Below are 23,763 nucleotides of genomic sequence, written 5' to 3'. Positions count from 1 at the left end.
CTACCTCCCCCGCCACTTCGGCGGGCGCTTCTCCGTGAAGGCCGCGTGGAACTCCGCGTAGTCCTCGCCGGTCATCAGCAGGGCCTGGGTGGAGGCGTCCAGTTCCACCGACGCCGCGAGCGGCATGTCCAGTTCCGCGGTGAGGAGCGCCTTGGTCTGGGCGTACGCCAGGGCCGGGCCGTCGGCCAGGCGGCGGGCGAGTGACTGGGCGGCCTCGTCGGCGTGGCCCTCGTCGGTCAGCTCGCTGATCAGGCCGATCCGCTCGGCCTCGGGCGCCCGCACCGGTTCGCCGAGCATCAGCAGCCGGGTGGCGTGGCCGAGGCCGACGACGCGGGGCAGCAGGTAGGCGGCGCCCATGTCGCCGCCGGACAGGCCGACGCGGGTGAAGAGGAAGGCGAAGCGGGCGGACGGGTCGGCGACCCGGAAGTCGGCGGCCAGGGCGAGGACCGCGCCCGCACCTGCCGCGACGCCGTGCAGGGCGGCGATCACCGGGAACGGGCATTCCCGTACGGCCCGCACCACCTGGCCCGTCATCCGGTTGAAGTCCAGCAGCTGGGCGGAGTCCATGGACAGGGTCGCGCCGATGATCTCGTCGACGTCGCCGCCGGAGCAGAAGCCGCGTCCCTCCCCGGCCAGCACCAGCGCCCGCACGGACCGCTCCCGGGACAGCTCGGCGAGCAGGTCCCGCAGGTCGGCGTAGGCCTCGAAGGTCAGCGCGTTGAGCTTGTCGGGCCGGGCGAGGGTGACGGTGGCGACGCCGTCGGTGAGATCGACGCGCAGGTGCCGCCAGTCGGGGGTGGGGGCGGCGGAGCCGGTGAAGGGACTCATGACGGGCGGCCTCCTAGGGCGGGTGCGGCCTCACTGAGCGCTACGTCTCGATACGTCTCGAAGCTATCACTTATCCGTGACTGTCGTCACGAGCGCGCGATAGCCCGGTCCGCCGAAAGTCATGGGGCCGCCCCGTACCGGGGCCGAAGGTCCCGCGAGGTGCCCGTCGAACGGCTCTGCCGGGCGGCGCCGTACCATTCGTAAGGTTGAAGGCAGGACAGGACGACAGCCTGCTCCGGAACGGACTAGCCGTGCACGATCGCTCCCACGCCCCCGCCTCCTGGCGCATCGCACTGCCGCACTCCGCCGCGGCCGTGCCGGTCGCGCGTGCCCTGGTCCGTACGGCGCTGGCCGAGCTGGAGCACACGGCCGACGGCGACACCGCGGAGCTGCTCACGGCGGAACTGGTCGCCAACGCCGTCGAGCACACCGCCGGCGGGTCGCCGATCGAGCTGGTCGTGGAGCTGATGCCGACCGGCTGCCAGGTCGAGGTGCACGATCCGGACCCGGTACCGCCCGGTGACCTCACCCGCCCCGGTGTGGAGCCGCCCGACCCCTGGCAGGAGCACGGGCGCGGTCTGCTGTTGATCCGCGCCCTCAGCTCGTCCTGCGGCCACCGGCCCACCGGGTCCGGCAAGGCCGTCTGGTTCAGGCTTCCTGCGGTACCCGCTCAGCGTCGTCCTTCGGAGTGACCTCCCCGGTCCGGGCGAGGCGGGAGTGCCGGCGCCCGTAGGCGGTGTACACCAGCAGGCCCACCGCGAGGAACACCGCGAACTGGAGCCAGGTCGCCGCACCCGTCTCGTAGATCAGGTACAGGCAGAAGGCGACCCCGAGCAGCGGCGTCACCGGGTAGAGCGGCACGCGGAAGGTACGGGCGAGGCCCGGCTCGCGGCGGCGCAGCGCGATCACCGAGACGTTGACGGCGGCCATGGTGGCGAGGGTGCCGATGGTGCACAGGTTGACCACCGCGTCCAGTGGGGCGAAGGCCGCCGGGAGGGCGAAGACCACGCCGACGATGAGCGTGCCGGCGACGGGCGTGGCGGTGCGCGGCGAGACCTTCTCGAAGACGCGCGGGATCAGACCGTCGCGGGACATGGACATCAGGATGCGGGTCTGGCCGTACATCACGGCGAGCACCACCGAGGCGATGGCGACGACCGCGCCGAAGGCGACCACGCCGCCGCCGACGGTGGAGCCGGTGACCTCGTTCACGACGTACGAGAGGGCGGCGGGCCGGTCGCCGACCGCGTCGCCGCCGACGGCGCCGATCGCGGCGACGGCGACCGCGCAGTAGAGCAGGGTGACCAGACCGATGCAGACCAGGATCGCGATGGGGATGTCCCGGCGCGGGTTCTTGGCCTCCTCACCGGCCGTGGTGATCGCGTCGAAGCCGATGTACGAGAAGAAGGCGGCCGTGGTGCCGGCGCCGATGCCGCCGAGGCCGGCCGGGGAGAACGGGCTGAGGTTGCCGTCCTTGAAGGCGTGGAAGCCGATGGCGCAGAAGGCGACCAGGACGGCCAGCTTGAGGACGGCCATCGCGGCCGTGGCGCGGGCGCTCTCCCGCACGCCGCGCACCAGCAGCACGCAGGCCAGGGCGATGACGATCACCGCGGGCAGGTTCACCGCGCCACCGTCGCCGGGGCCCGCGGAGAGCGCGTGCGGCAGCTGGATGCCGAGGACGCTGTCGAGCAGTTCGTTGACGTACTGGCTCCAGCCGACCGCGACCGCGGAGACGGACACGCCGTACTCCAGGAGCAGGCACCAGCCGACCAGGAAGGCGGTCCGCTCGCCGAGTCCGGCGTAGGCGAAGGAGTACGAGGAGCCGGAGACCGGGATCGCGCCGCCCAGCTCGGCGAAGGCGAACGCGGTGAAGACGCAGGTGATCGCGGCCAGCACGAAGGAGACGACGACGGCCGGGCCGGCCTCGGCGACCGAGTCGGACAGGCCGACGAAGATGCCGGTGCCGACGATCGCTCCGACGCCGAAGCAGACGAGCTGGAACAGCCCCATCGTGCGCTTCAGGCCGTGGCCTTCGCGGTCGGCGCCGGATTCGGCGACGAGGAGGTGGGGGGACTTGACGCGGGAAGCGGGCATTGCGGGTGGTGCTCGTTTCTGGTGGTGCGGGGGCGCGACGGTGGTCGCGGCCGGCGGCACCGGAAGGGGTGGCTCCGGGGCCGCCGGTCAGAATAACGGGCTCGGCGGACGCATCGGTCCCGGCCGGCCGTCCGGTCAGGCCAGCGTGGCGACCAGGACCGCCTTGATGGTGTGCAGCCGGTTCTCCGCCTCGTCGAAGACGACCGAGTGCGCGGACTCGAAGACCTCGTCCGTGACCTCCAGGGAGTCGAGACCGTGGGCCTCGAAGATCTCCTGGCCGACCTTGGTGCCCAGGTCGTGGAAGGAGGGCAGGCAGTGCAGGAACTTGACGTCCGGGTTTCCGGTGGCGCGCAGCACGTCCATGGTCACCGCGTACGGGGCGAGGGACTTGATCCGCTCGGCCCAGACGTCCTTGGGCTCGCCCATGGAGACCCAGACGTCGGTGACGACGAAGTCGGCGCCGCGCACGCCCTCGTCCACGGTCTCGGTGAGGGTGATGCGCGCCCCGCTCGACTCGGCGAGCGCCCTCGCCCGGTCGACGACCTCCTGGGCGGGCCAGTAGGGCTTCGGGGCGACGACGCGCACGTCCATGCCGAGCAGGGCGCCGGTGACCAGGTAGGAGTTGCCCATGTTGAGGCGGGCGTCGCCGAGGTAGGCGAAGGTGATCTCGTGCAGCGGCTTGTCGCTGTGCTCGGTCATGGTCAGCACGTCGGCGAGCATCTGGGTGGGGTGCCAGTCGTCGGTCAGGCCGTTGTAGACGGGGACGCCGGCGAAGGCCGCCAGCTCCTCGACCTTCTGCTGGCTGTCGCCCCGGTACTCGATGCCGTCGAACATGCGCCCCAGCACGCGTGCGGTGTCCTTCACGGACTCCTTGTGGCCGATCTGCGAGCCGACGGGGTCGAGGTACGTCGTCGAGGCGCCCTGGTCGGCGGCGGCGACCTCGAACGCGCAGCGCGTGCGCGTCGAGGTCTTCTCGAAGATCAGCGCGATGTTCCTCCCCCGCAGGTACCGTGTCTCGGCCCCGGCCTTCTTGGCGGCCTTCAGCTCCGCGGCCAGGTCGACCAGACCGCGGAACTCGTCCGCGGTGAAGTCGGTCTCCTTGAGGAAGTGGCGGCCGGCGAGGGCGGTCGGGACTGTCGCCATGGGGCGCTCCAGAGATGCGGGGACGGGGACTGACTCTTGGAAGTCTATACGAACTTACGAATTTCTATACAGCTCACCACTGTGCAGCCCACTACCCTGCAACCCTCTATACGGGCCCCCGCTCCACCGGGCAGCTCATGCAGCGCGGCCCGCCCCGGCCCCGCCCCAGCTCGCTGCCCGGGATCTCGATCACCTCGATGCCCTGCTTGCGCAGGTGGGTGTTGGTGGTGGAGTTCCGCTCGTAGGCGACGACGACGCCCGGCTCGACGGCCAGCACGTTGCAGCCGTCGTCCCACTGCTCGCGTTCGGCGGCGTGGACGTCCTGGGTCGCGGTCAGGACCCGGATCTCGCCCCGGCCGAGGGCCGCGGCGATCGCGCGGTGCATGTGCTCCGGCGGATGGTCGGTGACCTTCAGGTCCTTCTCCCCCGCGCCCGGCTCGATGGTGTACGAGCGGAGCATGCCGAGCCCGGCGTACTGCGTGAAGGTGGCGCCGTCCACCATGGTCATCACGGTGTCCAGATGCATGACGGCCCGCCGCTTGGGCATGTCGAGGGCCACGATCGTGCGTGCGGAGCCCGCCGAGAACAGTTTGTACGCGAGCATCTCGACGGCCTGGGGCGTGGTGCGCTCGCTCATGCCGATGAGTACGGCGCCGTTGCCGATGACGAGGACGTCGCCGCCCTCGATGGTGGAGGGGTAGTCGGCCTGCCCCTCGGACCAGAGGTGGAACGTCTCGTCGCGGAACAGCGGATGGTGCCGGTAGATCGCCTCGAAGTGGACCGTCTCGCGCTGCCGGGCGGGCCAGCGCATGGCGTTGATGGAGACGCCGTCGTAGATCCAGGCCGAGGTGTCCCGGGTGAAGAGGTGGTTGGGCAGCGGCCCGAGCAGGAAGTCGTCCAGCTCCATGGCGTGGAAGCGCACGGAGGTCGGCTCCGGGTGCGCGTCGAGGAACTCCCGCTTGGTCATGCCGCCGACCAGTGCCTCGGCGAGTTCACCGGCGGGCAGGGACTCGAAGGCGGCCCGGAGATGGTCCGTGGCCAGCACTCCGTACTCCTTCTCGTCGAAGACCCGGTCCAGGACGAGCCGCCGGGCCTCCGGGACGTCGAGGGTCTCGGTGAGCAGGTCGCCGAAGAGGTGCACGGCGACTCCGCGGTCGCGGAGCACGTCGGCGAACCCGTCGTGCTCGGCGCGCGCCCGGCGCACCCACAGCACGTCGTCGAAGAGAAGGGCGTCCTTGTTGCTGGGGGTGAGCCTTTTGAGCTCGAGATCCGGCCGGTGCAGGATGACGCGGGTGAGCCGCCCGGCTTCGGAGTCGACTTGGAATCCCATGCCTCCATCCTGACCATTCGGGCGCCTGTTCACCCCCTGCTTGGGCAGACCCGTGCGCCCGGGTTCAGCCGCCGGGCCGCGGCTGGAGCAGTTCCGGGCGGGCGAGCGGGCGGCGGGTGGCGTGGCCCGGGTCCAGGGTCGCGCGGGCGACTATCCAGCCGGACAGCGCCCGGGGGTCGGCCGGGTCACGGGCGAGGTCCTCGGCGTAGCCGTCCAGCGCGGTGGCCGGGTCACCGGCGGCGAGGTGCTCGTCGGGGGTACGGGGAGCGGCGGGGCGGGTGGCGAAGGCGTGGGTACGGGGGTCGGGCCAGAAGCCGCGGTCCGGGCGGAACCGGAGGATGCCGTCCGGGTCGGCCGGCGTGGCTACGTTGCGCAGCCGCCACTGGGTGCGGTGCAGGGCGGCGGCCGTACGGGCCCGGGACAGGGCGGCCGGGTCGACGGGTACGCGCAGCCAGCCGTCCAGGGTCCGCGCCAGGCCCTCGACGAGCCGGCGTCCCGGCGCGGTGAGCCGGGCACTGGTCAGCAGGGTCCGCACGACCAGCCGGCTCTGCAGCCGGCGCAGCGCGAAGTGATAGGCGGCTGTCTCCGCGTGCTCCGGCTCGGCCAGCCGGTCCCGCCAGAAGCCGGTGACGCCGGTGAAGGCGTACGCGCCGTGCAGCAGCCCGGTGAGGTGGCGCGGGTCGGCGCGCCAGGGGGCGTAGAAGCGCTCCTCGCGGTCGTCGTCGAGGAGGGGGAAGAGGTGGAGGAGTGCGGCGAGCTTGCTGTGCTGGAACTCGTGGACCAGGGTCTCGGCGAGGGCGAGCGCGGATCCGGGGCGGGATATCAGCATGGCGCCGAACGAGTCGCCGCTGGAGGCGGAGACGGCCACCTCCGGTGGAGCGGGTGGGGTGAGGGCGGTACGGCCGCAGGGCACGACGGCACGTATCAGTGCCGGGTCGAGCCGCCCCGGGCCCTGGCCGTTGCCCGCCCCGGCGAGTATCGCGACGGCGCCGTCGAAGACCCGCTGCCACTCCGCCGCCTCGTCGGCGTCGAGCCGGGCGGGCGGGACCGGGTCGTCGAGGTCGCGGTAGGGGTCGAGGTCGTCGAGGGGTATGGCGACGGGGCCGGCGGGGGTGGTGTGGGTGAGCGTGCGCAAGGGGAGCCAGGGGGCGGGAGCCGCTATGGAGGGGGGTGCGGCCGTGGGGGCGGGGACCTCTACGGAGGCGGGTGCGACCGTGGGTGCCGCTCCTGATGCGGGCGCGGACGCGGGCGCCGCACCCGAAGCGGACGCATGCGCCGCACCCGAAGCAGACGCAGGCGCCACTTCCGAGGCGGGCACGGCCGCGGGCGCCGCACCCGAGACCGACGCCGACGCAGGCGCCGCACCCGAAGCAGACGCAGGCGCCACTTCCGAGGCGGGCGCGGCCGCGGGCGCCGCACCCGAGACCGACGCGGACCCAGGCGCCGCACCCGAGGCGGGCGCGCCTACGGAGGAAGGTGCCGCTCCGGAAGCGGGCGCCGCTGCAGAAGTGGGCGGTCCCGAGGCGGGTACCGCTCCGGAAGCGGCTGCGCCTACAGAGGCCAGCGCCGCTGCCGGGTCGGGCGGGGTGCCGTCCGGAAGGGTCCCAGCCGGACGGGGTACCCCCGGCCGGGACCCCTCCAGCCCGGATCCCTCCGGCCAGGGCCCCTCCCGCCCGGATCCCTCCGGCCAGGGCCCCTCCCGCCGGAGTCCCCCCACCCAACGCCCCCCTGCCCCTTCCCCGTTCGCCGGTGCCGTCGTCGGGTGGCACGTCACGGTGGGATGGGAGCCGTCGTGTCCCGGAGGGGCGGAGAGGGTCAGTTCGCCCGCTCTCGTCGTCGCCCGTGCGACGGTCGGTCCCGGTGGCGTGACCGGGAGGCGGAGCAGGCCCAGTTCCGGCAGTTGGAGACCGCCGTCGGCCAGCGGGACCGTGAGGGACGTGTCCGTACCGGCGTGCAGGGCCGCGGTGATCGCCAGGACGTTCAGCCGGCCCGCCTCCGCCCACAGCGGCGGCCCGGTGGCGGTGCCGTGCACCCGGCGCAGCATGTGGGCGATCCAGCCGCCGGTCGTCGGCGCGAGCAGCAGCCGGTCGACCGCCTCGGGCGCCCGCTCGGCGGCCTCCTTGAACGTGTTCCAGGCGTCGGCGACCGGCGTGAGGGGCGTGGGCAGCTCCGCGAGCCGGTCCAGCAGCGTCCGCAGCAGGAGCAGCCGCCGCGCCCGCTCGCCCCGTTCCAGGAAGGCGACGGCCTCCGCGGAACCGCCTCCGGCGGCCAGTTCCGAAAAGAGCCGGTCCGGCACGCGGAACGGGGCGGGGCGCGGCTCGCTGGTCATGGGCGGGGACCTCCGGTCGGGGGCGGGCATGCGGGTGCCCCGGCGGGCGCGCGGCCTCGACGGGGCTCCGTCGTCGGGGCGGCTCTGTCGTCGGGTACGGGCGGCGGCTATTCGGCCCGGGCGCCGCCCCCGCCGCCCTCGCCGCCGCCTCTGATGCTGCCGCGTGCGCGCAGGACCTCTTCGAGAAGGCGGGCGGTGGGGCGGAGCGGCGCGAGACCGTCCACGGCGGTCAGGGGCAGCGCCGCGACGTCCGCCAGATCCGACTCCCAGACATCGGCACGCCCGAGGGCGACCGGCCGTTCTCGGGCGGCGGCTTCGGCATGGCGCAGAGCGGGCGGCTGGTCCAAGATGCTCCCCCTTCTCGCACGGTGGCACTCGATGCCCCGTGTCCTTTCCATCATGGCCATTTCGACCCAGGTCGAAAACCGTACGATCACGCCACCCGATCATCCGCGGCGGCGCGAGCGCCCTGCGGAGTTCACCAGCTCCCGTAACGCCGCCTCAAGCTCACCACCGCGCTCCGGGTCGTCGTCGATGGACACCACGGCGTCGAACAGTTCCCACAACGCCTGCGGACGGTGCCGGGCGAGCCCGTTGAGAATCCCCGTCGCGTCCGTGCGCGCCTTGGTGTGACGGGACAGTGTCCCCGTGACACCTGGGTCCAGCGTGGCGACCACCGTCTGCCGCTCGGTCGGGTCGCTCATCAGCGGATAGGCGAGGAGCGCGTCCACGGCCCGCAGCAGCGGGGAGACCTGCCGTTCCCGGGCGTTCGGCGCGGCCGGGGCGAGGATCTCGGTGCGTTCGGGGCTCTGCAGCCGGATCTCGGGATACTGCAGAGTACGACCCGCGTCCCTGTGGGCAGCGATACGTGCTCGTACGGCCGGAAACAGTTCCTCCGCATCGGGCGGGGCCGGCAGTACGGCCGTCCGGTCGGCCAGCAGGGCGAGCAGGACGTCGGAGAACAGGCCCGTGGCACGCACCGGGTCGTTGGCGGCGGCCCGGCCCCGTCCGGCGGCCCGGAGCAGGGTCTGCCGGTGTGCCGTGCTGCGCCGCCCGACGGGCAGCGCGTCCGGCGGCAGCGGCTCCCGGAATGCTAGCGCCTCCTCGAAGGTCTCGCAGGCGTCCACGATCCACAGTTGGTCGGCGAACCCGGGCACGGCGTCCCCGGCGTACCGTTCGAGCGCGGAGTCCAGGTCGATGCCGAGCTTGTCGTCCGTGGTGGCGTCCGCGCAGAACAGCCGCAGGTGCCCGGACCGGTCGAGGACGCCGTGGCCGCCCCACCACACCCAGAGCACATCGCCCCGGGCGGCGGGGAGTTCACGGACGAGCACCCGGCGCAGCGTGGCGTGGTCGGCGGGCGCGTACGGCACTTCGGGGACGTACGGCGGCAACGGGGCCAGGTGCAGCCGGATGTTGGCCTCCGGCACGCCGGCGGCGCGCAGCACGCGGTGGAAGCGGACGGCGTCCCGGGCGGGCCCGGGCAGGTCCCAGCCGGTGCCGGCGTCGTAGGCCTCGACTCCGACGACGAGGGCGTGCACGCGCGCCGGGTCCACGCCCGGGGCGGGGGGCCGGCCGGTCACGGGAGCCGGTCCACGATGTGCCGGTAGACCGCGGGGTTGGTCCAGTAGGCGCTGTGTGCGGCCGGGAACGGCTGGCGGCTGTCGACGGCGATGTCGGTGACGCGGCCCGGGAACAGGTCGCCGCCCAGGTAGCCGAGCAGGTCGCGGGGGTCGTACAGGTTCAGCCAGTCGGGGAAGTGGGCCGGCAGGGGCGCGGGGTGTTCGAGGGAGGGCAAGGACCCGGACTCGTACAGGAACGGCCCCTGGGAACCGGCGGTGGCCAGCAGCCGGACCTGGGGCAGCGGAGTGAGGATCAGGGTGTCCAGGGCGATGATGCCGCCGAGGCTGTGGGCGACGATCGCGACGGGTGGCTCCAGCCCGGCCAGCAGGGCGCGCAGTCCGGCGCGGACCGCCTCGCCGCGGCTGAGGTAGCGCAGGACGTCCGCGGCGGCCGGGTGGGCGGCTTCGGTGAGCGCGCGGCGACGGCGTACGACGGCACGGGAGGCGGCCGAGCCCGCGACCCTCAGTGCCAGCGAGCGCACGCCCCGTGCCGTGCCCGGAGCCGGTGCGCCGAGGGCGCCGGCGAGCCGGTCGGTGACGGCGTCCCGGGTCGCGCCGACCGGCACCAGGGGCACGTCGGAGTCGAGGACGCCGGCGACGACCTGTGCGGTCAGGCTGCGGGCGACGAGGTCGGGCAGGTCGTCCGGGGCGAGGCCGGCGGCCGCGGCGCCGAGCAGCGGGTGGGCGGCCAGGTCGGTGGCTGCGCGGGCCAGTCCGGGTCCCAGGTCGGCCGCCGGTACGTCGCCCTCGGCGGCGAGCGCGGCCAGCCGTGCCCGGATCCGCTGGTCCGGTGGCAGGGAGCCCGGTGGCAGTTCGGCCGCCGGGGCGGATCCGGCGGCGGCGAGGGCGAGTTCGGCGTACGGGTCGGCGTAGAGGGCGGCCCAGACTGCCGTGTCGTCACCGTCGGCGTCCGGTGCGGCGGGGCCCCGGCTGGTACCGGAGGCCGGCGGCAGGCTCGCTCCGCCGGCGGCGAGCGTGGCCCCGTGCTCGCCGCCCCAGTAGTACGGCACGACGCGCAGTCCGCCGCGCAGGGCCGTCACTCCGGCGGAGAAGCGCCCCGCGAGCGCAGAGAAGCCCGGTTCGCGAACCCCTGTGCCGTGGATGAAGACGACCGCCGTCATGTGCCCCCCGTGACCCTGGTGAAAGTTCGTGTACGACTTTCGATGCACCGTCAAATTATTACTATTCTATGGAGGTTGAGGCTGTACCGCGGCGAACGATCCGAACACGGAGCCGCCGGACAGGGGACCGTTCGAACAGGCCTGCCACCGGATGACCACCGGACCAACGGGGGAGACACCATGAGTCCTGACGCGATGATCACGCACTTCGTGGGTGCCTCGGCTCTCGTCCTGGTCGTCGCCCACGCGGCCGGCTGGCTGGCCCGTCGGCTGAAACAGCCCTACATCGTGGGCCAGTTGTCGGCGGGCATCGCCCTCGGCCCCTCCCTGCTCGGAGCGCTGGCGCCGGACGCGTACGCGTCGCTGTTCCCGGAGGAGATCGGCCCGGCGCTGACCGGCTTCGCACAGTTCGCGCTGGTGGTGTTCCTGTTCGCGGTGGGCTACGAACTGGATCTGAAGATCCTCGGTGACCGTGCCCGCACCTCGCTGACCGTGGCGCTGGCCTCGTTCGTGGTGCCGATGGCCGCGGGCTGCGGGGGCGCGCTGCTGTTCCGGGAGCAGTTGCACGGCCTGGGCATGCCGCGGGACCTGTCCCCCGCGATGGTGGTGTTCGCCGGGGTCGCCCTGACGATAACGGCGGTGCCCGTGCTGACGGCCATCGTGCGGGAGAACGGGTTGTCCCGGTCCGTGCCCGGTGTGGTGGCGGTCTCCGCGGCCGGGGTGCTGGACGCGGTCTGCTGGACCGTGCTGGCCGTGGCGCTGATGGACAGCGGCGGCTCCGGGACGGCGCTGGACTGGCCGTGGCGGGTCGCGCTCGCCGTCGGCTTCGTCACCGTGATGGCGGTCGCGGCCCGGCCGGTGCTGCGCCGGCTGCTGTGGCGGACGCGGATGGAGCCCTCGCTGCGGCTGGCGCTGCTCATCGGCTTCGCCCTCGGGTCGGCGTGGGTCACGCACTCCCTCGGGCTGCACGTGATCTTCGGTGCGCTGCTCGCCGGGGTGGTGGTCCCGCGCGAGGAGGGCGGCACGCTCGACCCGGACCTGCTGCGGCCGCTGCACGACGTCAGCTCGCTGCTGCTGCCGTTCTTCTTCGTGGTCTCGGGTCAGTCCGTGGCGCTGAACGGCATGGACGCCACGGGCTGGACCGTCCTGCTGGTGGTGACCGTGCTCGCCGTCGCGACGAAGATCGGCAGCGGGACCCTCGCGGCCCGGCTCGGCGGTCTGGACCGGCACGACGCGCGGACCGTCGGCGTACTGCTCAGCGCGCGCGGCCTCACCGAGCTGATCGCCCTCAACGCGGGCCTTCAGGCGGGCCTATTGAGCGCCCCGCTCTACACGGTGCTCGTGTTCATGGCCCTCGCCACGACCCTGTTCACCCAGCCGCTCCTGCTCCTCACCCGTCGCCTGGCCGAACGGGACCGGGCGTCACGGCCCTCCTCCGCCCCCTTCGCACCCCCGCCCTCCCAGGACGGGACGACGACGGCACCGGCGGACGTGGGCTGAGGCCTGTCCGGCGGACCGTGCCGCAGGCGCGGGGGCGGGCCGGCATGCCCGTCCGCGCCGACGCGGTGCCGCGACTCCGGCAGGCCCCCCGCCGGGCAAGGCGCCCCGCGCCCCGCCCGGCCGCCCGCGGCTACAGCGGCATCGGGGCCATGTCGCACTCGATGCGGCGGCGCTGGCGTGCCGCGGCGAGCCAGGGGTGGTCGGCGCGGACGGCGCCGGTGAAGCCCTCGACGGCCCTGCGCTGCAGCTCGTCCGCCTCCGCACCGCGGCCCAGGCCGCGCAGGTCGAGGGAGAGGTTGGCGGTGCAGGACAGGGTGAGCGGGTGGCTTTCGCCGGCGACCTCCGCGAGCAGCGGCAGGTTGGCCTCGTCGATCTCGCGGGCCCGGTCGAAGTCCAGCCGGGCGTAGGCCGTGTTGGCCTGTCCGATGGCGGTGGTCAGCGTGGTCACGTGCCGCTCCCCCACCGTCTCGGCCAGGCGGCGCGCCGCCTCGTCCTCCTCCTCCTGCGCGCTGTCCAGCGCCCCGAGCGTCCGCAGTGTGGCCGCCAGGTTGGCCCGGGTCAACAGGGTGTACAGGTGATCCGCACCGAGCCGCTGCTCGTAACGCCGCACGGTGTCCTCGGCCAGTTGCCGGGAGCTTTCGAGGTCTCCGGCCAGGCGCCGGTCGACCGAGAGGTTGGTCGCCGTCGCCAACGAGTCCGAGTGGTCGCTGTCATAGCGGTTGACGAAGCGCCGCAGCGTCTCCTCGGTGAGCTTGGCCGCCTCGGCGAGCGCGCCGTCGCGGCGCCGGCACACCGCGAGATTGCGGGCGATGCGCAGGGTGAGCGGGTGCTCGTCGCCGAACGCGGTGCGCGCCCGGCGGTACACGTCCTCCTGGAAGTCGCGGGCGCCCGGGTAGTCACCGCTCTCGCGCATGTCGATGGCCAGGCCGTTGAGCGTGTTCAGGGTGAAGAAGCTCGCCGGGCCGAAGAGCAGGTCGCGCAGCCGGGCGTTCTCCTGGTCCAGCGGCAGGGCCTCGCGGAACTCACCGACCAGTCTGAGGTCGACGCCCCACGAGTGCGTCGCACGCAGGGTGGCGGGGTCGTCGGAGCCGAACAGGGACCGGGCCAGCTCGGTGGCCTCCCGGCTCACGCTCCGCGCCTCCTCCATCCGGCCCTGGTAGCGGCGGGCGTCGGCCATCTCGCACAGGGAGTCGATCAGTTCCTCGGGTTCCACCTCCAGCCGGCGGGACGTCTCCAGCGCCTTCTCGATCAGTGGGATCGACTCGGCCACCTGCCCGGTCTGCCGCAGCAGGAACGAGAAGCTCTTCGTCATGCGGATGACGTGGATGTCCTCCTCGCCGGAGGCCGCGAGCCAGCGGCTCCAGGCCTCTCGCGCGTAGTCCGCGGCGCCCTGGTGGTCGCCCCAGTAGTAGAGGAACCAGATGGTGTCGGCGACCAGGTCCCGCACCCAGGTGTCGGAGCTGGTCACGGACCGCGAGGCCAGTACGTGGGGCAGCAGCGCCTGGTAGTCGGGCCATTCCAGGGACGAGCCGTAGGCGCCCGGCTTGGCCGCCGACAGCAGCTGGTGCGCGGCGCCGCGCATCCGCTCGCGTTCGCTCTCGCCCAGCTTGGCCAGGAGCACGGTCTGCAGCAGGCGGTGCATCTGCAGGGTGTCGGCGCGCGGGTCGACCCTGATCAGGGAGAACTGGCTCAGGTCGCGCACCGCGCGGTTCAGCCGGATCGACTGACGCAGCAGCGGGTCGACCTCGGGCGTGATGCTCACGCCCCGGCTGCCCCGCAGGATCGAGCGCGGAATGGGCTCGGGGGCCATGCTGGCGCAGATGTCGAGGAGCTGCCGGGCGCCCGGGTTGTTCCGCTGGATGCGCTCCAGCGAGAGGTCCCACGCGGCGGCGACGGAGACCGGGTAGTCGGGCGTCGGGTCGAGTTCCAGGATCTCGGGGCTGCGCTGGGCGAGCAGGTCGAGGTACTCGTCGACGAGCATGCCGGTGACCGCGCGCCAGGCACCGGCCTGCTCGACGGCGAGCGGCAGGTCGCCGAGGGCGTCGGCGAGCCGGTCGGCGTCCTCGGTGCTCAGGTCGGGCGAGCGCCGCTGGAGCAGTTCGATGGACTCGGACCGCTCGAAGACGTTCACGGGCAGGGGGGTGGCCACTCGCTCCCAGGCCCGGTTCCGGGAGGTGACGATGACCTTGCCCGGCCCGTTGGTGGGGAAGTACTGGCGTACCGCCTCGACGTCCTCGGCGTTGTCGAAGACGAGCAGCCAGTCGTTGTACGGCGCGCCGTTGCGCAGCGCCTCCAGCACGGCGGGCACGGCGGTGTTGGCGGCGGGGGCGCCCAGGCGGTCCTGGCTGGAGGGCGCGACGCCCAGCTGGGCGGCGAGGGTGCCCAGCGCGGCCAGGATGAGGCTCTCCCGCTCGGCGGGGATCCAGCAGATCACCTTGTACTCGTGCTGGTGGGTGTAGATGTACTCCAGGGCGAGCTGGGACTTGCCGACGCCGCCCAGGCCGTGCAGCGCGTGCGGCAGCACCGCGGCCGTGTCCTGGGCACTCAGTTGCTCCTCCACGGCCCTCAGCAGCCCCTGCCGGCCGACGAACGAGGTGTTCCGCAGGGGAACGTTCACCAGTAGGGCGGGCGTCGCGGTCGTGGTGCTCTGCATGAGCTGCTCAGCCTCCGGGGCTTCGGGTGGGGTCGCGTCGGTTACCAGGGGCGGCACGTGGTCTCCAGGTTCGTCGGGGTTGCTCGACGCTGGATCACTGCCTGCTCGGCCGCCGGATGATCCCCCGCCGCCCGCAGGGTTCACCTCAGTGGGTGTACCCGCGGGCAAACCGGCACCCACCCGTTCGGCCGCACCGGGCGGCACGCGCCCGGAGAGTTGGGGTTCGATGCGCCTGGCCCGTTCGGAGTAGGGCCCCGAGAGGGCGCGCATCACGGCCAGTTCGCTGCGTACCCAGGCGCCTTCGGCCGGGTCGGGCAGGGCTGCTCCGGCCGGGTCGTGCAGGGCGGCGCGCAGGGCGACGCCCCGCGGTCCGGCGGCCGGCAGCTCGCCCACCATGCTGACCGTGCGCGCCAGTTGGCTGCGGGTCGTGGTGGCGAGCAGTGCCTCGCGGACCCCGTCGGCGAACTCGGGGCGGCCTTCGCCGCCGCTGTTCCAGTCGATCAGCCCGCCCATGAGGATCTCGGCGAGGTGGTCGGGGCCGGTCTCCGGCATGGTGCGCCGCCGCATCTGCTCCACGAGGTCGAACTCGAAGGGGATGGCCGCCAGTTGGGTGGCGAGCCGGCGGGCGGCGGGGGTGGCGAGGGTGAAGAAGCGGCGTACGGCGGCGGTGGCGGCGCGCGGCAGGCGCGGGGCGCGCAGTCCGGGCGCGGGCGCGCCCTTGGCGAGGGCACCGGCGAGGACGACGGGCAGGGACCGGCGCACGCCCCGCTCACCGGTGACGAGGTCGGCCCAGGTGCCGAGGGAGCCGGGCTTGAGGGACAGCACGGGCACCGGTACGGAGCCGTCGCCGGCCTCGGGCAGCGGGCGCAGCGGGTCGGGGCCGCCGGGCGGCGCCCAGTGTCCGAGGCCGTCGTTGGGGGCGCCGAACCCGCCGGCCTCCAGGACCGCCTGGTACGGGTAGAGGGAGGTGCGGTGACGCAGGTGCGGCGGCAGCAGGTGGACGAGGGCCGTGGGGCCGGCGTGGCCCAGCCGGCCGAGCAGGTCGTCGGCGGCCGTGGCCGCCCAGCCGTGGGCGAGCCCGTCGGTGACGACGAGGAAGACCCGGCCGCCGCGGCCGTCCAGGAGTTCGGCGGGGTCGGCCGCGGCGCGGTCGGCGGGCCGGCGCAGGGTGGCGGTGCCGGTGCGCGGCACGTGCACCCGGACGGCCCGGACACCGCGGAAGGCGCCGCTGTGCTCGGCGGCCTCGGTGAGGCGGGCACAGGTCTCCTGCCAGATCCGCATGGTCGGTGCGTCGTCGACGAGCAGGACGAGGTCGAACGCGGTTGCCCGGGCGGGCCGCAGGAAGGGCAGCCAGAGGCCGTCGGACAGGCCCTGCTCGGCGGTGGCCTCCTCGTCGAGCTCCAGGGTGTGGCGGGAGGGGATGCGCCGGGCCAGTTGGTGCAGGGCTCGGGCGAGCAGCGCGGTGGTGCGGCCGGGGCCGGGCTGCGGGCGCTCCTCGGTGGGCAGCAGCGGCCGCCCGACGTGCAGTGCGAAGGTGCCCTCGGCGTCGGGTAACAACCGTCGGCGGATGGCCGGTTCGGCGGGCGTGCCGTCCGGCGGGCCGGTGGGCGTGGGCCGGTCCGCGGGGTCGTGCGGTGGTGCGGGCGCGGCGTGGGAGCCGGTGTCGGGGACGGTCGGCCGCGGGTCCGGTGCGGGATCGGCGGCGGGTGTGCCGTCGTCGGCCGACGACGCTTCCCACGGCCGTACGTCCTCGGCCTCGCTCTCGGCCCCGGTCTCGGCCCCGGTCTCGGCCCCGGTCTCGGCCCCGGTCTCCCTCTCCGTCCCGGTCGGGTGGGTGGGCCGCGGGTGCGCGGGGGCGGGGCCCTGCGCCGGTACCGGGTGGTCGCTGCCCGGGCCGCCGTGGCGGTTCCAGTACGCGGCGAGCCAGACCGCTTCGGCGACCTCCCGCCAGTGCGCGTCGGACGGCTCCGGCCCGTCCGACGGCGGCTGGTCGCGGACGGTCGCTTCTTGGGCCGGGGCAGCGGTGACCGCCGCTCCGTGCCCACTCGCGCCTTCGACGGACTCGGGAAACGCCGACGGAGGCGACGTCCCTGATACGGGATCACCGTCGCCCGGTCCGGATGCGCGCTCCCTGGGAAAGCCGGTCATTCAGCGGCCCTTCGCGAGGTCGCGGAGCAGCATTTCCACGAGCTTACGCCCGTCACCGTGCGCCTGGAAACCACCCGCGGTAGTCATCTGGACAGCATTGAGTAGCTGGTCCAGGGAGTGGGTGCCGCCGGACCGGATCCGCCCCACGAACTCGTCCACCAGGCGCTCGGTGCCCTCTGGCCGGACGCCCAGGTGGCCTTCCACCAGGGCGAGGAGCTGCTCGCGGCTGGGGGTACGCAGTTCCAGCGGCAGGCAGCGCCGGCGGAAGGCGGCGGGGAACTCGCGTTCTCCGTTGCTGGTGATCACCACGACCGGGAACTCCCGGCACTCGACGCGCCCGCCCCGCACCAGCGCCCGGCCGGCGGGGTCGCTGGTGTGGACGCGTGCGGTGTCCACGGCGTCGCGCACCAGTTCCGGGACGTCATAACTTCCGTTCTCCAGGACGTGCAGCAGGTCGTTCGGCAGGTCGATGTCACTCTTGTCGAGTTCGTCGACAAGGAGTACCCGGGGTCGATCGTAGGGCAGCAGGGCGGTGCCCAGGGCGCCGAGGGTGATGAAGTCTCCGAGAACGGGCGGGAGTTGACTGTGTGTTGATACGACCGCCGGCTTGGCGTCGCCCGGTACCGGCGCCACGCCGTCCTCGTGGGCCGTCGCCGGTTCGGGCACGTCCGGTTCCGGGGCCGCGGTGCCGCGCAGTCCGGCCTGCCAGGCGGCGATGGCCTGTGCGCGGCCCATGGCGTCGTGGACGTACAGCCCGTCCCGCAGCGTGGTCCGGCTGACGATGCTCCACTCCAGGACCCTGCCGAGGCCCAGTTCCCGGGAGATCACGTAGGCGAGCGTGGACTTGCCGATTCCGGGCGGTCCGGTGATCAGCAGCGGCCGGCGCAGCAGCAGTGCGGCGTTGACGGTGTCGATCTCGTCGGGGCCGAGCTGCGGGGTGACGTCGCCGGGACCCAGCCGGCGCACCGCGGCCTCCGGCTCGTCCGGCGGGGCGGGCTGGGACGGTGCGCCGAGGAACCGGCGCCAGGGCGGCGCCTGGGGCAGCGGGGGCGGGACGACCGGCGGCCGGCCGGTGCCGTGGAACACGCGCCAGCCGTTCGGGGACGTCTGTTCCTGCGCGTTCATGCCGGTGCCTCCTCGCCGGCGAGATCGCCGGGGTCGCTTGTGTGCATGTCGACGATTCGAGTGGGATCGTCCCAGAAGAATCCGATGTGGCGCCCCAGGAGCCGGCCGGGGCCCTGCTGGTTCAGTTCGGCGTTCTGACGCAACCGGTGGATGGCGAGCGGGATCTGACCGGGTGTCGGGACAGCGGCGAACACGGCCGTCACCACCTCGCGCCGCTCCTCGGGGAAGGCTCCTCTGCGGTCCCACACCGCCAGCCCGATGCCTTCCGCTATGGCGGCCTTGAGTGCCTCCATGGCGGAGACACGGGCCGGGGCGTCCAGCACCACGGCCGTGTGCCTGGTGTCCCCCGCGAGTGTCGCCTGCCACGCGTCGAGCCGCCGCCCGTCCGGCTCGCTCCAGGCGTGCACGCCGACCCCGTGCTGCCGCAGCGCGTGCCAGCGCTCCTGCCACTGGTGTCGCACCAGCGCGTCGTCGGTGCGCATCCGCTCCAGACTCCGTAGGTGCACCCCGTACTTCAGCCCGAGCGGCATCGGTCGCCCGTCGCCGATCCGGTACGTCAAACTCGCCACATCGTGGTTGAGGAGGTCGTACGGAAGGACGAACTCCACGTACGCCGACGGCTGCCTGTGTCCACCGGAGGAGGCCGGCTCCCCCGGCCCGGCCCACAGCCGGGCGCCCTGCCGCAGCGCGTCGTCGACGGCCGGGCCCAGCGCGTCCAGGGTGGTCACGGCCGGTGCGCCGGGCTGCGGATCCCAGTGGCCCGGCACGGTGTTGAGCCAGGGGCGTACGACGACGTCGTCGGAGCCGTCCCGGGCGGGCTCGACGGCGACGATCAGGCAGCGGGGGATGTCGGGGTCCCGCACGACGTGGGTGCGGGCCTCCCGGCGCCGTTTCAGCTCCGTGGCGAGGCCGGCCCGTTTCGCCCAGTCGTCGGCCCAGTCGGTCAGGGCGGCGCGGTGGCCGCGCGTGGCGGCGAGGGGGGCCGCCCGGTCGAGGAGGAGGACGGCGGGCGGCAGCCCGTCCGGCTGGGCGTTCCACGCGAGGACGTGGAGGAAGAGCTGGTCGGGTAAGAGCCCGGTGGGCAGGTCGAGGCCGTTGAGTTCCTCGGCGAGGTCGTCACGCAGCCGGCCGGCGGGGAGGTCGCCCCTGGCGAGGACGGCGCGCGCGCCGGTCTCGTCGTCCCGGCCGAGCGGGCCCGGCGGTGCCTCGGGCGCGGCGGGCGGGTCGGGGGTGATGAGCCGGTCCAGTTCGTCGCCGGCGAGGGGCCCTTCGAGGATGCGCACCACCGCGACGAGTACGTGCTCCCCGCCCTCCACGTTCAGGGCGGTGCGGACCAGGGTGACCACGTCCTCGCGCTGTTTGACACCGCGCAGGTCGACGGGGCGGCCCAGCTGGTCCCCGAGCACCGCGGCGAACTGGCCCCGCCCCTGCGGGTCCTCCGTGCAGCTGAGACCGCACAGCGCCTCGGTCAGCTCCAGCAGCAGTGCCAGCCCTCGCGCATGCCCGGAATCGCCCTCGGCTCCGCCGAATCCCGCGCCTGTCTCCACCGACTGTCCCCCATGAGTCGGTACGTCTGCCTGACCGACCTGCGAAGTTAGCACGGGAACTGACGGTTAACCAGGGACGTGTGGGGTGCGGGGACACGAAGTCCGGCCGAGCTGCCTCCAAGGGGCAACTCGGCCGGAAACAACGGCTAGAGCCGGGGGTCCACCGGCTCGGACTCCAGTGCGAGGACGCCGAACACCGCCTCGTGCACCCGCCACAGCGGCTCGCCGTCCGCCAGCCGGTCCAGGGCCTCCAGGCCGAGGGCGTACTCGCGGGTCGCCAGGGACCGCTTGTGGTTCAGGAACCGCCCGCGCAGCCGGGCGAGGTTGTCGGGGCGCGTGTACTCGGGACCGTAGATGATCCGCAGGTACTCGCGCCCGCGGCACTTGATGCCGGGCTGCACCAGGCGGCCCCTGTCGTCGCGGACCAGGGCACCGATGGGCTTGACCACCATGCCCTCCCCGCCGCGGCCGGTCATCTCCAGCCACCAGTCGGTGCCCGCCGACACCGACTCGGGGTCACCGGTGTCGACGTACAGCCTCCGGGTGGTCTGGAGCAGGCCGCTGCCGTCGTGCTCGACGAGCCGGTCGATGAGGGCGAGCTGCTCGTCGTGCGGCAGCGCGGCCAGGCTACGGCCCTGGGCGGCCAGGAGCTGGAACGGAGCCAGGCGGACGCCGTCCAGGCCGTCGGTGGGCCAGCAGTACCGGCGGTAGGCGGCCGTGAACGCGGCGGCGTCGGTGGACCTGGCACGCTGGCGGTCGAGGAGGTCCCCGACCTCGACGCCACGCGCCGCGGCGCCCTCCAGTGCTGCCAGCGCGCCCGGGAACACCGCGCCGGAGGCGGCGCCCACGGCGGCGTACTGGGAGCGCAGCAGCCCGGAGGCCTTGAGGGACCACGGCATCAGCTCGGCGTCCAGCAGCAGCCAGTCGGTGGCCAGTTCGTCCCACAGGCCGGCCTCGCCGATCGCGGTGCGCAGCCGGTCGAGGACCGCCTCCGAGACGCTCGCGTCGTCGAGGAACGGGCGGCCGGTGCGGGTGTAGAGGGAGCCGGTGGGCCCGTCCACCCCGAAGCGGGCCCGGGCCGCCTCCGCATCGCGGCAGACCAGGACCACCGCCCGCGAACCCATGTGCTTCTCCTCGCACACCACCCGCGCCACGCCGTCCGCCGCGTACTGCGCGAACGCCTCCTTCGGGTGCTCCAGGTAGCCGTCCACCCCCGAGGTGGCGGTCGGTGCCATGGTCGGCGGGAGGTACGGCAGCAGCCGGGGGTCGGTCGCGAAGCGGCTCATGACCTCCAGGGCGGCCGCTGCGTTCTCCTCGCGCACGGTGATCCGCCCGGCGTGCCGGGTCTCCACCACCCGGCGTCCGTGCACGTCGGCCAGGTCCAGCGGCCGGCCGTCGTGTCCGCCGGGCGCCTCGGTGCGCAGCGGCTTGGCCGGCTCGTACCAGACCCGCTCGGCCGGTACGTCGACCAGTTCGCGCTCGGGCCAGCGCAGCGCGGTGAGCTTGCCGCCGAAGACGGCGCCGGTGTCCAGGCAGATGGTGTTGTTGAGCCAGGTTGCCTCGGGGACCGGGGTGTGCCCGTAGACGACGGCGGCGCGGCCCCGGTAGTCCTCGGCCCACGGGTAGCGCACCGGCAGCCCGAACTCGTCGGTCTCGCCGGTGGTGTCGCCGTAGAGGGCGTGCGAGCGGACCCGGCCGGAGGTGCGGCCGTGGTACTTCTCCGGCAGACCGGCGTGGCAGACCACGAGCCGGCCGCCGTCGAGGACGTAGTGGCTGACCAGGCCGTCGATGAACTCCCGCACCTCGGCGCGGAACTCCTCGCTCTCGCCGTCCATCTGCTCGACGGTCTCGGCGAGACCGTGGGTGTGCTGGACCTTGCGGCCCTTGAGGTGGCGGCCGTACTTGTTCTCGTGGTTGCCGGGCACGCACAGGGCGTTGCCCGACTTCACCATCGACATCACGCGGCGCAGTACCCCGGGGCTGTCCGGGCCTCGGTCGACGAGGTCGCCGACGAAGACGGCGGTGCGGCCCTCGGGGTGGACGCCGTCGGTGTAGCCCAGCTTGCCGAGCAGGGTCTCCAGTTCGGCGGCGCAGCCGTGGATGTCGCCGATGATGTCGAAGGGGCCGGTGAGGTGGGTGAGGTCGTTGTACCGCTTCTCGGTGACGACGGTGGCCTGCTCGACCTGTTCCGTGCCGCGCAGGACGTGCACCTTGCGGAAGCCCTCGCGTTCCAGGTGGCGCAGGGAGCGGCGGAGTTCGCGGGTGTGGCGCTGGATGACCCGGCGGGGCATGTCGGCCCGGTCGGTGCGGGTGGCGTTGCGCTCGGCGCACACCTCCTCGGGCACGTCGAGGACGATGGCGATGGGCAGCACGTCGTGCTTCCTGGCCAGGTCGATCAGCTGACGCCGGGCGTCCTGCTGCACGTTGGTCGCGTCGACGACGGTGCGGCGGCCGGCGGCGAGCCGCTTGCCGGCGATGTAGTGCAGGACGTCGAAGGCGTCCCGGCTCGCGCTCTGGTCGTTCTCGTCGTCGGCCACCAGACCCCGGCAGAAGTCGGAGGAGATGACCTCGGTGGGCTTGAAGTGTCGCCGCGCGAAGGTGGACTTGCCGGAGCCGGAGGCGCCGATCAGGACGACGAGGGAGAGGTCGGTGACGGGCAGGGCGCGGGCCCGCACGGTGGTGTCGGTGGCGCTCATGCGGCCTTCGCCCCCTTCTCGTTCTCGTTCGCGGTCTTCGGGTCGTTCGTGGCCAGGGTGAACACGGCCATCTGGGTGGGCGGGCCCACCTCGGGGTCGTCGGGGCCGACGGGGCGGTACTCCACGCCGTACCCGTGCCGTTCGGCGACCGCCTCCGCCCAGCCGCGGAACTCCTCGCGGGTCCACTCGAAGCGGTGGTCGCGGTGGCGGACGTGGCCGGCCGGGAGGGTCTCCCAGCGCACGTTGTACTCGACGTTGGGCGTGGTGACGACGACGGTGCGGGGGCGGGCCGAACCGAAGACGGCGTACTCCAGGGCCGGCAGCCTGGGCACGTCGAGGTGCTCGATCACCTCGCTGAGCACGGCGGCGTCGTAGCCCCCCAGCCGCTTGTCGGTGTAGGCGAGGGAACCCTGGAAGAGGTTCACGCGCGCGGCCTGCCGCTCGCCCATGCGGTCCAGCTTGAGGCGTCGGGACGCGATGGTGAGCGCGCGCACCGACACGTCCACGCCGACGATCTCGGTGAACCGCGGCTCCTTGAGGAGTTCCCGCACCAGGTGCCCCTCGCCGCAGCCGAGGTCGAGGACGCGGGCGGCGGCGTTGTCCCGGAGGGCGGTGAGGATCGCCTCGCGGCGGTGCACGGCCAGCGGCGTGGGCTTCTCCTCCTGCTCGGCCTCCGCCCCGACCGCGTTGTCGATCTCCTCGACGTCGCTGTCGTCGGTCTCGGCCAGCCGGATCAGCTCCAGCCGGTCCATCGCCTCGCGGGTCAGCGACCAGCGGCGGGACAGGTAGCGGCTGGTGATCAGCTTCTGCTCCGGGTGGCCGGGCAGCCAGCCCTCGCCGGCCCGCAGCAGCTTGTCGACCTCGTCGGGAGAGACCCAGTAGTGCTTGGCGTCGTCGAGTACCGGGAGGAGCACGTAGAGGTGGCGCAGGGCCTCGGCGAGGGTGCGGGCCGCGGACTCCAGTTCGAGGCGGACGTAGCGCGAGTCGCCCCACTCGGGGAACTCGGTGTCCAGCGGGACGGCCTCGACGGTGACCGCCCAGCCGAGCGGCTCGAAGAGGCGGCGTACGAGGTCGGGGCCGCCGCGGGCGGGCAGCGCCGGGACCTCGACGCGCAGCGGCAGCGGCTCGGCCGCCCGCTCGGGACGGGTCTTGCACACGCCGCGCATCGCGCTGGAGAAGACGTTGCTCAGTGCGACGGCGAGGAGTGAGGAGGCCGCGTAGGGGCGGTCGTTGACGTACTGCGCGAGGGCCGCGTCCGGGGCGCCGCCCCGGCCCTTGCCCTTGCCGCGCCTCACCAGCGCCACCGCGTCGACCTCCAGCAGCAGCGCCGCCGTGCAGCGCTGTTCCTCCGCCTCCGGGTAGAGCACGTGGGCCGTGCCGAAGGAGGTGGAGAACGCCTGCGCCTTGTCGGGATGCTTGTGCAGCAGGAAGCCGAGGTCGGTCGCGGGGCGCTCGGGAGTACCGGTGGTGGTGATGGTCAGGAACATGCGGAGGGCCTCTCCGGCCGGCGGATGCTTACGAGGTGCCGTACGTGCGAGAGCCCCCAGGGGGTTGTTCCCGGGGGCTCCGGCAGGACGACGGTCACACCATCGCACAGGGCGGGTGACCGGCGCCTTCGGTTATTCGAGGG

The 23,763-nt window shown here is 73.6% G+C and carries 15 protein-coding genes; 2 read left to right on the top strand and 13 right to left on the bottom strand.

Annotated elements, in window-relative coordinates; translation table 11 throughout:
- Nucleotides 1-828, bottom strand: a complete 828-nt coding sequence (locus ACFW48_RS22295; RefSeq protein ID WP_386317128.1) for an enoyl-CoA hydratase family protein — start codon at nucleotides 826-828, stop codon at nucleotides 1-3.
- A gap of 206 nt (nucleotides 829-1,034) precedes the next feature.
- Between ACFW48_RS22295 and ACFW48_RS22290 the strand changes: the two genes are divergently transcribed.
- Nucleotides 1,035-1,520, top strand: coding sequence for an ATP-binding protein (locus tag ACFW48_RS22290; protein ID WP_386317126.1), 486 nt, complete (start codon nucleotides 1,035-1,037; stop codon nucleotides 1,518-1,520).
- Here the strand turns inward: ACFW48_RS22290 and ACFW48_RS22285 are convergent.
- The 7 genes from ACFW48_RS22285 to ACFW48_RS22255 all read right to left on the bottom strand — a co-directional run bounded on the left by ACFW48_RS22285 (nucleotide 1,477) and on the right by ACFW48_RS22255 (nucleotide 10,464).
- Nucleotides 1,477-2,922 carry an amino acid permease gene (locus ACFW48_RS22285; protein WP_386317124.1) on the bottom strand — a complete coding sequence of 482 codons (1,446 nt, stop codon included), beginning with the start codon at nucleotides 2,920-2,922 and terminating at the stop codon, nucleotides 1,477-1,479. The two genes, ACFW48_RS22290 and ACFW48_RS22285, sit on opposite strands and share 44 nt — an antisense overlap.
- Before the next feature lie 135 nt (nucleotides 2,923-3,057).
- Nucleotides 3,058-4,065, bottom strand: a complete 1,008-nt coding sequence (gene argF / locus ACFW48_RS22280; RefSeq protein WP_386317123.1) for an ornithine carbamoyltransferase — start codon at nucleotides 4,063-4,065, stop codon at nucleotides 3,058-3,060.
- A 106-nt stretch (nucleotides 4,066-4,171) separates the two neighbouring features.
- The gene (locus ACFW48_RS22275; protein ID WP_386317120.1) at nucleotides 4,172-5,395 is read right to left on the bottom strand and encodes an arginine deiminase; all 1,224 of its coding nucleotides are present in this window, start codon (nucleotides 5,393-5,395) and stop codon (nucleotides 4,172-4,174) included.
- A 64-nt stretch (nucleotides 5,396-5,459) separates the two neighbouring features.
- Nucleotides 5,460-7,724, bottom strand: a complete 2,265-nt coding sequence (locus ACFW48_RS22270) for an aKG-HExxH-type peptide beta-hydroxylase (protein ID WP_386317118.1) — start codon at nucleotides 7,722-7,724, stop codon at nucleotides 5,460-5,462.
- A gap of 107 nt (nucleotides 7,725-7,831) precedes the next feature.
- Entirely contained in the window at nucleotides 7,832-8,071 is a 240-nt protein-coding gene (locus ACFW48_RS22265; protein ID WP_386317115.1) for a hypothetical protein, read from the bottom strand.
- A 99-nt stretch (nucleotides 8,072-8,170) separates the two neighbouring features.
- Entirely contained in the window at nucleotides 8,171-9,304 is a 1,134-nt protein-coding gene (locus tag ACFW48_RS22260) for a caspase family protein (RefSeq protein WP_386317113.1), read from the bottom strand.
- A complete protein-coding gene (locus ACFW48_RS22255; RefSeq protein WP_386317110.1) occupies nucleotides 9,301-10,464 on the bottom strand; it encodes a hypothetical protein in 1,164 nt (387 codons plus the stop codon). The genes ACFW48_RS22260 and ACFW48_RS22255 overlap by 4 nt, the downstream gene beginning before the upstream one ends.
- 180 nt (nucleotides 10,465-10,644) lie before the next feature.
- On the opposite strand from ACFW48_RS22255, the gene ACFW48_RS22250 reads away from it, so the two are divergent.
- Nucleotides 10,645-11,964, top strand: coding sequence for a cation:proton antiporter (locus ACFW48_RS22250; protein ID WP_386317107.1), 1,320 nt, complete (start codon nucleotides 10,645-10,647; stop codon nucleotides 11,962-11,964).
- Between the two features lie 130 nt (nucleotides 11,965-12,094).
- On the opposite strand, the gene fxsT is transcribed toward ACFW48_RS22250, so the two are convergent.
- The 5 genes from fxsT to ACFW48_RS22225 form a co-directional block, all read right to left on the bottom strand.
- The gene (gene fxsT, locus ACFW48_RS22245; RefSeq protein WP_386317106.1) at nucleotides 12,095-16,765 is read right to left on the bottom strand and encodes an FxSxx-COOH system tetratricopeptide repeat protein; all 4,671 of its coding nucleotides are present in this window, start codon (nucleotides 16,763-16,765) and stop codon (nucleotides 12,095-12,097) included.
- The gene (locus ACFW48_RS22240; protein ID WP_386317104.1) at nucleotides 16,766-17,890 is read right to left on the bottom strand and encodes a MoxR family ATPase; all 1,125 of its coding nucleotides are present in this window, start codon (nucleotides 17,888-17,890) and stop codon (nucleotides 16,766-16,768) included.
- Nucleotides 17,887-19,437 carry a hypothetical protein gene (locus ACFW48_RS22235; RefSeq protein WP_386317101.1) on the bottom strand — a complete coding sequence of 517 codons (1,551 nt, stop codon included), beginning with the start codon at nucleotides 19,435-19,437 and terminating at the stop codon, nucleotides 17,887-17,889. The genes ACFW48_RS22240 and ACFW48_RS22235 overlap by 4 nt, the downstream gene beginning before the upstream one ends.
- A 146-nt stretch (nucleotides 19,438-19,583) precedes the next feature.
- Entirely contained in the window at nucleotides 19,584-22,133 is a 2,550-nt protein-coding gene (locus ACFW48_RS22230) for a polynucleotide kinase-phosphatase (RefSeq protein WP_386317098.1), read from the bottom strand.
- The gene (locus tag ACFW48_RS22225) at nucleotides 22,130-23,620 is read right to left on the bottom strand and encodes a 3' terminal RNA ribose 2'-O-methyltransferase Hen1 (protein WP_386317096.1); all 1,491 of its coding nucleotides are present in this window, start codon (nucleotides 23,618-23,620) and stop codon (nucleotides 22,130-22,132) included. The genes ACFW48_RS22230 and ACFW48_RS22225 overlap by 4 nt, the downstream gene beginning before the upstream one ends.
- Between the last annotated feature and the right edge of the window lie 143 nt (nucleotides 23,621-23,763).

It is taken from the genome of Streptomyces sp. NPDC058812 (genome assembly GCF_042744565.1).
Taxonomy (GTDB): domain Bacteria; phylum Actinomycetota; class Actinomycetes; order Streptomycetales; family Streptomycetaceae; genus Streptomyces; species Streptomyces thinghirensis.
The sequence above is the reverse complement of the archived record's forward strand: the minus strand, read 5'-3'. Positions and strand labels throughout refer to the sequence as shown.